Source organism: Micromonospora sicca, from assembly GCF_003172935.1.
GTDB classification, from domain to species: domain Bacteria; phylum Actinomycetota; class Actinomycetes; order Mycobacteriales; family Micromonosporaceae; genus Micromonospora; species Micromonospora sicca.
This window is the reverse complement of record NZ_QGKS01000387.1, coordinates 1-8,340: the sequence shown is the minus strand read 5'-3', so window position 1 is coordinate 8,340 and position 8,340 is coordinate 1. Positions and strand designations below refer to the sequence as shown.

The 8,340-nt window shown below is 74.9% G+C and carries 11 protein-coding genes; 8 read left to right on the top strand and 3 right to left on the bottom strand.

The genetic code is table 11. From position 1 onward, the window contains the following. Window positions 1-167: 167 nt before the first annotated feature. Window positions 168-515 (top strand): histone-like nucleoid-structuring protein Lsr2, encoded by a 348-nt coding sequence (locus tag DKT69_RS30475; protein WP_109804895.1) that lies wholly within the window; start codon window positions 168-170, stop codon window positions 513-515. Between the two features lie 118 nt (window positions 516-633). Here DKT69_RS30475 and DKT69_RS40730 read toward each other — a convergent pair whose 3' ends face one another. After that, a complete protein-coding gene (locus tag DKT69_RS40730) occupies window positions 634-756 on the bottom strand; it encodes a hypothetical protein (RefSeq protein WP_255420242.1) in 123 nt (40 codons plus the stop codon). Between the two features lie 93 nt (window positions 757-849). Here DKT69_RS40730 and DKT69_RS30470 point away from each other — a divergent pair, with 93 nt between their 5' ends. Beyond that, a complete protein-coding gene (locus DKT69_RS30470; RefSeq protein ID WP_236648452.1) occupies window positions 850-2,097 on the top strand; it encodes an MDR family MFS transporter in 1,248 nt (415 codons plus the stop codon). A gap of 61 nt (window positions 2,098-2,158) precedes the next feature. Here the strand turns inward: DKT69_RS30470 and DKT69_RS30465 are convergent, their stop codons facing one another. Together DKT69_RS30465 and DKT69_RS30460 are read right to left on the bottom strand one after the other, a co-directional pair. After that, window positions 2,159-3,496, bottom strand: coding sequence for a hypothetical protein (locus DKT69_RS30465; protein WP_201749939.1), 1,338 nt, complete (start codon window positions 3,494-3,496; stop codon window positions 2,159-2,161). A gap of 322 nt (window positions 3,497-3,818) precedes the next feature. After that, entirely contained in the window at window positions 3,819-4,748 is a 930-nt protein-coding gene (locus DKT69_RS30460) for a PDDEXK family nuclease (protein WP_236648451.1), read from the bottom strand. Between the two features lie 67 nt (window positions 4,749-4,815). On the opposite strand from DKT69_RS30460, the gene DKT69_RS30455 reads away from it, so the two are divergent. The 6 genes from DKT69_RS30455 to DKT69_RS30430 form a co-directional block, all read left to right on the top strand. After that, the gene (locus tag DKT69_RS30455) at window positions 4,816-5,406 is read left to right on the top strand and encodes a GNAT family N-acetyltransferase (protein ID WP_109804892.1); all 591 of its coding nucleotides are present in this window, start codon (window positions 4,816-4,818) and stop codon (window positions 5,404-5,406) included. Window positions 5,407-5,499: 93 nt separating this feature from the next. Next, window positions 5,500-6,606 carry a DICT sensory domain-containing protein gene (locus DKT69_RS30450; protein ID WP_109804891.1) on the top strand — a complete coding sequence of 369 codons (1,107 nt, stop codon included), beginning with the start codon at window positions 5,500-5,502 and terminating at the stop codon, window positions 6,604-6,606. Window positions 6,607-6,704: 98 nt separating this feature from the next. After that, window positions 6,705-6,893 (top strand): hypothetical protein, encoded by a 189-nt coding sequence (locus tag DKT69_RS30445; RefSeq protein WP_109804890.1) that lies wholly within the window; start codon window positions 6,705-6,707, stop codon window positions 6,891-6,893. An 11-nt stretch (window positions 6,894-6,904) separates the two neighbouring features. Further along, entirely contained in the window at window positions 6,905-7,303 is a 399-nt protein-coding gene (locus DKT69_RS30440) for an Asp23/Gls24 family envelope stress response protein (protein ID WP_109804889.1), read from the top strand. Window position 7,304: 1 nt separating this feature from the next. Then, entirely contained in the window at window positions 7,305-7,823 is a 519-nt protein-coding gene (locus tag DKT69_RS30435) for a hypothetical protein (protein WP_109804888.1), read from the top strand. Next, window positions 7,820-8,340 (top strand): Asp23/Gls24 family envelope stress response protein (locus DKT69_RS30430; RefSeq protein WP_109804887.1); only part of this gene is annotated, 521 nt, incomplete at its 3' end. The genes DKT69_RS30435 and DKT69_RS30430, both read left to right, overlap by 4 nt.

Below are 8,340 nucleotides of genomic sequence, written 5' to 3'. Positions count from 1 at the left end.
GACAGGCCGGCGGTCGCTGCCCCGCCCACCCCGACCGGCCCGGCCCCACGATTCCGCGACCGGATTAGGTGACCCGCCGAATGGCAAACGGCCGGTATTGTTGCGAATTCGCCGCGCCATACGTCAAACTCTTAGCCACACCCCGCCCGACACAGGGAGCAATGGCGATGGCAAGGAAAGTAATCACCGTTCTGACCGACGACCTCGACGGCGGAAAGGCCGATCGGACCGTCGAGTTCAGCCTGGACGGCGTGGCGTACACCATCGACGTCTCCGACGAGAACGCGGGCGTGCTGCGCAAGGCGCTGGACCCGTACATCAGCGCGGGCCGGCGAATCGGCCGCGGACCGGTCGAGGCTGGCCGCCCCACCCGCCGGCCGGGGCGCCCGGCCACCTCGGGAATGGACCGCGAGCAGAACCGCGCCATCCGGGAATGGGCCGTCAAGAACGGGTACGAGATTTCCGAGCGGGGCCGCATCCCGGTCTCCGTGGTGGAGGCGTACAAGAACCGCTGAGCGGTCGGGGATCACCTTCGGGCACGCCGGGGTCACGCTGAGAAATCGGCGTGGCCCCGGTCCGCTTTTTCAACCGTTCACAATTTCCCGCCGTGCGGGTCGCTCCCGAGCGGGACGGTCACTCCCCGGTCGTCCCGTCGATCAGCTGCCGGGCCACGTCGAGCTGGCCCACGAGCCGCGCCAGGACGCGCTCGGTCCACATCCGTCGACGGTACGGCCCGAGGGTGAGCGGCGCCACCATGATCGACGCGTGACCGGAACCCTGTCGTACCCCTAGGTTGTAATGACCGGCGTAGCTAGCAGGCATTACACGGACGACTCTCGGGGGTGGCGCATGGCGACCTGGTGGCGGCAGACGGCGGGTGGGCTGCCGCGCACGTTCTGGTACCTGTGGACCGCCACGCTGATCAACCGGCTGGGCAGCTTCGTCGCCATCTACCTCGGCGTCTACCTGGTCTCCGTACGGCACTTCGACGCGTCGTACGCGGGGATGGTGATCGGGTTGCACGGCGCCGGCAGCGCGCTCGGCACGCTGCTCGGCGGGATGATCGCGGACCGGTGGGGGCGGCGGCCGGCGATGCTGGCCGGCAACGTCACGGCCGCGGGCGTCGCGACCGTCCTCGGGCTGACCACTCAGCCGGTCGGCATCGCGCTGCTGACCCTGCTGCTCGGGCTCTTCCTCGGCGTCGCCCGACCGGCCTTCACCGCCACCATCATCGACGTGGTCGGCGACCGCGACCGGCTGCGGGCGATGACGCTCAACTACTGGGCGATCAACATCGGTTTCTCGGTGGCCGCGACCGTGGCCGGTCTGCTGGTCCGGGTGGACCCGCTGCTGCTCTTCCTGGTCAACGCCGCCGTGCTGCTCGGCACGGCCACGCTGATCGCGGTCAAGGTGCCCGAGTCCCGGCCGGCCCCGGTCACCGTCGAACAGTTCACCCGGGCGGACCGGGGTGGGCTCGGCGTGGTGCTGCGGGACCCGGTCTTCCTGACCTTCACCGCGCTCACCGGGCTGGTCTGGCTCTGCATCGAGGCGAACGTGATGCTGCCGGTGGCGTTGCAGGCCGACGGGCTGCCCGCGGCGGCGTACGGGCCGGTCATCGCGGTGAACGGCCTGATGATCGTGGTCGGGCAGCTCTTCGTGCCGCGGCTGATCGCCCGCTTCGACCGGTCCCGCACCGTCGCGGTGGCGGCGGTGGTGGTCGGCACCGGCTTCGCGCTCACCGCGCTGGCGGACAGCGTCTGGTTCTACGGACTCGCCGTGCTGGTCTGGACGCTCGGCGAGATGACGATGACGCCGGCCAACTCGGCGCTCACCGCGGACCTCTCCCCCACCGCTCAGCGCGGCCGCTACCAGGGCGTCTACTCCCTCGGGTACGCCTTCGCCAGCTTCGGCGGCCCGACCGTCGGCGGGCTGGTCACCGACCGGTTCGGCGACACCACGCTCTGGCTGGGCCTGTTCGGCCTGGCCCTGCTGGTGGCGGTCGGCAACCTGCTCGCCGCGCCGGCCCGCACCCGGCGCATCGGGGCGCTGCGCGCCCCGGCCGAGGAACCGGTCCGACCGGCGCCCGCGCTGGTCTGACGGCAACGGAGCCGCCCGGGGCGCACCCCCCGGGCGGCTCCGGCCGTCGACCGATCCGGTCTCAGTTGACCTCGATCCGCACCACGTCGAAGGCGGGGGTCTGGTTGGCCCGCTCCATCATCGGGATGCGGTGCGAACCGTCACCGGCCCAGACCGCGCACTGCGCGAGACCCGACTGCGGCAGGCCGGGGATCTGGATCTGCACGTCGTCCGGCTGGTCGCTGCCCCGACCGTCCTCGGTGGCCACGAAGAACGCCGGCACGTCCTGCGGGTTCGGGGGCTGCCGGGTGTCGTTGAGCATCCGGCAGGCGGTGTGGAAGTGTCCGCGTACCAGGCCCTGGTCGTTCAGCAGCGAGCTCTCCAGGTAGTAACCGCCCTGGCCGGCCGCGAGGAAGCGGTCCCGGACCAGGTTCTTGGTGGTGACCCGGAGGGTGAACGGCTCGTTCCGGTTGACCTGGTTGGGGAATTGCGTGATGAGCAGCGAGGGATTGTTCGCGGCGGCGCCCACCTCACCGAAGGCGGTGCTCACGCAGCGGTTCCCGTTCTGGAAACCGTCGTGCGGCTGGAGCTTGCTGTTCGTGCAGTCCTTGGCGAGGACGCCCAGCCCGTTGCCACCGTTGTTGTTCCCGCCGTTGTTGTTCCCGCCGGTCTGGCCGCCGTTGTTGTTGCCGCCGGTCTGGCCGCCATTGTTGTTGCCGCCGGTCTGGCCGCCATTGTTGTTCTGGCCGCCGTTCTGACCGCCGCCGTTCTGACCGCCGGTGTTCCCGCCGGCGTTCTGACCGGCGTCGGCGAGGGCGCACTGGGCGAGCTGGTCGAGCCCCTGCGGTCGCTGCGCCACCCGCCCGATCGCGGTCGCGATCCGGTTCAACGTCGCCTTCCGCTTGTCGGCCAGCGGCCGCAGGATCGCGTTGTTGATAGTGTCCTGGCCGTTGCGGCCGGCGTCGGCGGCGAGCCGCCGGTTGGCCTCGGCGATCTGGGCGTCCAACAGGGCGAGGTTGCGGTCCACCTCGTTGCGCGCCTGGGCGGGGACCTGCGGAAGCTTGCCCTTCACGTCCGGGCAGGCCACGGTGGGCGGGCCGGCCGCGGCGCCGCCGTTGCCGGCCTTGACCGCCTGGCACTCGGCGACGGACATCTGCCCGTCACCCCAGTGGTTGCGCACCCAGCGGCCGTTCTGCCACGTCCGGGTCGTGCTGCCCTGGCCGCTCGGCGAGGTGGCGCCGGGGCTGGGCGCGACGCACGACGCCGAGGCGGCGCGGGTGTACGTCCGCCGGTCCTGGGCCGACGAGATCTGGGTCACGGCGACGATTCCGCCGAAGACCGCGAGCGTGCCGACAACGGCCAGCAGTCGCTTGCTCCGCGCGTTCCCGGATGGCCGGCGCGCCCGTGTGGACCTGCGCATCGAATTGCTCTCCTTCTCGATCCGGTGGCTGACTCGTGACCCCGGCGGACCGACGGAATTCGGGGTGAGGATCACTGCGACGTTCCGCTCGCACGTCGATGACCGACGATGCCCTTTCCGCACCGTCTCCCGCGCCTGCCGACGCGGCTGCGAAGATCTGGGTCCATTCGCGCTTAGGTACGGAGCGACGGCGGCGAAGGTTCAAGCCGGGATCGGGAAACTCCGCGACGGGGTCGACCCGTGCGCCCTGCCGGCGGCCGGCGTGGGCATGCGCGACGGGCGTGGCGCCGCACGGAGCGGCGCGGTTTGCCGGCGCGGGTGGTCAGTCGGCGCAGAGGTGCTCGAAGGCGAAGCCGCCCGCCAACTCGTCCCGGCGGGACGCGAGGAGCCGGATCTCGCGGCGGAGCCGCTCCCGGTCCACCAGCGGCGGCTCGCCCGCCTCCAGGCCGCGTACCCGCTCCCCGACCGCCAGGGCGGACAGGTCCTCGGCGAGCCGCGCCGGGTCCACCCCGCAGGAGAACCGCTGCGGGAAGACCTGGACCCGTTCGACCAGGCACCGGCCGGGCCGCACCTCGACCCAGCTCCACCCCTCGGCCGGCCCGTTCTTCCAGCGTGCGTGCAGGCCCCGGACGATGGGATCGGCGAGCCGCCGGTCCACGTACGCCTCCACGACGGCGGCCCGGGTCAGCGCGCCGAGGTCGTTGACGTGCCCGCTGCGCCCGTCGGGGAGCCGGCCGATGATGTCCCGGAACCCGACCGGCTCGGCGCCCTCCGCCCCGGCGGCGGTGGCGTCCGCGTAGGCGCGCGCGTCGATGACGTACTCGACGATCCGGCGGCCGTGGTGGGCGCCGCGCAACGTCGGCGACTCGATGCGCAGCACCGCCAGGCCGACCGCCGCGCAGACCGCGCTCTTCATCCGCTCGGCGCGCTGCTCCGGCGAGCCGGCCGGCGGCGGCGGAGCGATGTCCACGGCGAACAGTGGCCGGCCGGTGTCCGCGGCGCACACCACCTGGTCGAAGCCCTCCCGGATGGCGGTGCTCCACTGGTGTCCGGTGATGCCCGGCGGTCGCCCGTGCACCAGCTCGCTGAGCCGGCGCGACGCGTACCCCACCTGACCGGCCCGGGTCAGCCGCGGCGCACCCCCGGCCGTGATCGGGCGCAGCCAGGGCGTGTCCTCGCTGCCGGTGCTCGTCATCTTCGCCAGATCCATCCGTCGGTCGGTCGACCGGACCGAGTCTAGGACGTCGATCATGGTGAGCGCGTCGCCGGTGCGGCCGAATCCGGTTGCCCGGTCCGGCCGGCGCCGCTGGGATGAGCACGTGTCGACCTTCCTCACCACCGCCCGGCTGACGCTGCGCGAGTTCACCGCCGCCGACGCGCCGCTGCTCACCGCGTTGGACGGCGACCCGGACGTGATGCGGTACCTCACCGGGGGCCGCCCCACCCCGGCGGCCGAGATCCGCGACCGGGTGCTGCCGCGGATGCTGGCGGCGTACCGGCGCCCGCCGGGCTGGGGCTGGTGGGCCGCGGAGCGGCGGCACGACGGCATGTTCCTGGGCTGGTTCGAGTTCCGGCCGACCACGGACGGCGACGCCCGGGAGGTCGAGCTGGGCTATCGGCTGCGCCGGGCCGCCTGGGGCGCCGGGTACGCCACCGAGGGAGCCCGCGCACTGGTCGACAAGGGCTTCGCCGAGCTGGACGTGGCCCGGATCGTCGCCACCACGATGGCGGTCAACCGCGGGTCGCGGCGGGTGATGGAGAAGGCCGGACTGGCGTACGTGCGGACCTTCCACCAGGACTGGCCGAAGGCGATCGAGGGAGCCGAGCACGGCGAGGTGGAGTACGCGCTGACCCGACGGGAGTGGCGGGACGGCCGACCGTCCGCTTCCCCGTCACCGGCGGGACGCTGACCCGCCGTCCGCGCGGCCGCTGCGCCGGGCGGACGACAGCCGCCGTCCGCGCGGCCGGTGCGCCGGGCGGACGACCCCTCTAGGCTCGGTCGGGTGCCGCAGAGTGGACGGACCCCGCAACGGTCGACCAAGCGCAGCCTCGTCGCCGTCTCCCATGCCATCGAACAGGCCGCCCTGGCCACCGCCGAGGACGGCCCGCTGGTGGTGTTCGCCCTCTTCCAGCGGCGGCTCTACTTCGCCGGGGAACGCGCGGTCTACGAGCGGATCGCGGCAAGCGCGGCGGTGACCGTGGTGGGGATGGTCGGTCCGCCGCCGCCCGAGCTGCCCGCCGGGGCGTACGGGGTGATGCTGGACGAGGCGGAGGAGCTGGCCCGGGAGTGGAGCGTGGTGGCGCTGACCCCGCGCTTCGGGGCCACGCTGGTGGCGTACGACCGGGGCGAGGTGGCTCCGGCGGTCTCGCTGGAGGCCGGGCGGCTCTTCGAGGGCCACTGGGGTTTCCGCCGCGACGAGGCGCTGCACGAGGTGATCCGGCTACGGGCACGCCTCGCGGACCGGTTGCCGGAGTCGGCCCGGTCCCGGTTGGACGAGGTGGTCGCCCGGGTCCGGGACATCCCGGCCGGGCCGGGCGAGTCCCGGGCCGAGGCCGCGATCCGGATGCTGGCCGCCCGGGGCGAGCGCGCGCACCCGCCCCGGCAGGCGGAGCCGGTGGACACACCGGCCGGGCTGCTCGACGAGCCGGGCCTGCGCCGGTGGACCGGCATGGACGGCGTAACCGCCTCCGGCACGCTGCCGGTGGCGCTGGTCGGGGTGCGGGTGGACGAGCCGGCCGGCGCGCCGGAGCGGTTCGGCCGGCGCAGCGCCGCCCGGGAGACGCAGGCGGTGGTCGCCGCGGTGGCCGGCGTGCTGCGCCCGGTGGACCGGGCGATCCGCCTCGCCGACAACGAGTACCTGCTGATGCTGCCGGCGCTGCACGAGCAGGGGGCGCTGGACGTGGCGGGCCGGGTGCACGAGGCGGTCGGCGGGCTGGCCCGGTCGTACCCGTTCGTCGCCTTCGGGGTGCACGCGGCGGTCACGGTGACCGACCGGCGGCCGCTGCCGGTGGCGGACGTGCGGCACGCGGTGGAGTGGGCGGCGCGGGAAGGCGTACCGGTGGCGACCCTCGCTCCGGAGCCGGCCCGGGTCGCGGCGAGCGCACCCTGACGGTCCGCACCTCCAGCATTGCCACGTCGCACAGGCTTGGCGACGGCGGGAACGGGTACGCCGCGCCCATGAGCCGACCGGTGCGAGCGGAGGTGGGCATGACGCGACAGCAGTTCGGGTTCCTCGCCGGGTTCCTCCTGGTGGCGGTCTGGGCGCTGGGCGGGCCGGGCGCCGCCGCGGCCGCCACCCTGGCCGGCCTGGTCGGCTGGCTCCTGGTCCGGGTCCTCGACGGCGAGGTCACCATGGCCGGGCTCGCCGACCGGGTCGCCCCGCCACGCCGGCGCTGACCGGGGCCCCGATGACCGGCACCCTGCCCCGCCGCGGACGCACCGCGCCCACCGGCGCCGACGCCACCCGGAAGCGCGGCGCCGCGCCCACCGGCCCCGACGCCACCCGGGAGCGCTGGCCGGAGGAGCGGATCGCCCGGCTCGCCGAGGACGCCGCGCGACGAACCCCGGGAGTCGCCGTCCCGGCGGCGACCGTCCGCGCCGACGGCCGGGCCGCCCGCGTCGACCTCGACCTCGCCGTCGACCACGGCCGGCACCTGCCGACCGTCGCCGAGGCCGTACGCCGCCGGGTGGCCGCCCAGGTCGAGGCGCGCACCGGCCTGACCGTGGCGGGTGTCACCATCACCGTGGTGGACCTGCTCCTGCCCGAGCGGGGCGGCGGCACCACGCCGCCGGGGAGTGGAGGCTGACGTGCGGACGGTCAACCGGGTCGCCACCCTGCTGCTCGCCGTCGCCCTGCTCGCCGGCGGGATCCTCGTCGCCGTCGAGGCGTCGCTCGCGGCGCTCGGCCGCCCCGGCCTGCTGCTCCCCGGTGGCCACGCCGCCCTGACCGGCACCCGCTGGCAGGACGCCCCGGCCCGGATCGTGGCCGCCGCGGTCACCCTGATCGGCCTGGTCGTCCTCGCCGCCCAGCTGCGCCGGTGGCACCCGACCCGGCTGCGGCTCGACGGCGCCGACGGCTGGCACCTGCACCGGCGCTCGGTCGAACGACGGCTGACCCGAGCGGTCCGCTCGGTGCCGAGCGTACGGCGGGCCCGGGTGCGGATCCGCCGACGCGGGGACGCCTGGCGGCCCCGGGTGACCGCCACCGGCGATCCGGCGGCCCGCTCCGACGTCGAGTTCGCGGTGCACCGGGAGCTGGACCGGCTGGCCGCGCCGACCCGCGGCCGGGTCGAGGTCCGGCTGGTCCCGGCCCGGCGGGCGGCATGAGCAACGCCGCGCACCGGCTGCTCTGGACGGTCGTCGCCCTGCTGCTGACCGCCCTGGGCGGTACCGGCCTGGCGGTGAGCCTGGGCCGGCTGCCGGGCGCCGACAGCCCACTGCTCGGCGCGGCCCTGCTGCGCTGGTGGCGGGCCGGCGCCCCGTGGAGCGCCGTGGCGGCGGTGGTCGGCGGCGTGCTGCTGGCCGTGCTCGGCCAGCGGCTGCTCGCCCGGGAACTGCGGGTGCCGGGCCGGCTGGCGGGCACCCTGGTGCACGGCGACGGGGGTGGGCGTACCCGGGTGGACAGCGGGGTGCTCACCGGCGCGCTGGAGCGGGACCTGCTCCGGGAACCCGGCGTGCGCCGGGCGCGGGTGCTGCTCACCGGCCCCACGGGCCGGCCCGACTTCTGGGTGGAGGTGCACCTCGACCCCCGCGCCGGCACCGCCGTCGTCCGCGAACACGTCGACGCCGCCGTCCGGCGGTTCGCCGCGACCGTCGGCTGCCGCCCCGCCCACCTCGACGTGAC

Coding starts and splice junctions, on each gene's coding strand:
- DKT69_RS30440 (WP_109804889.1), top strand. CDS start 6,905: ATGACCGGCACCCTGCCCCGCCGCGGACGCACCGCGCCCACCGGCGCC.
- DKT69_RS30445 (WP_109804890.1), top strand. CDS start 6,705: ATGACGCGACAGCAGTTCGGGTTCCTCGCCGGGTTCCTCCTGGTGGCG.
- DKT69_RS40730 (WP_255420242.1), bottom strand. CDS start 756: ATGGTGGCGCCGCTCACCCTCGGGCCGTACCGTCGACGGATGTGGACC.
- DKT69_RS30460 (WP_236648451.1), bottom strand. CDS start 4,748: ATGATCGACGTCCTAGACTCGGTCCGGTCGACCGACCGACGGATGGAT.
- DKT69_RS30470 (WP_236648452.1), top strand. CDS start 850: ATGGCGACCTGGTGGCGGCAGACGGCGGGTGGGCTGCCGCGCACGTTC.
- DKT69_RS30465 (WP_201749939.1), bottom strand. CDS start 3,496: ATGCGCAGGTCCACACGGGCGCGCCGGCCATCCGGGAACGCGCGGAGC.
- DKT69_RS30475 (WP_109804895.1), top strand. CDS start 168: ATGGCAAGGAAAGTAATCACCGTTCTGACCGACGACCTCGACGGCGGA.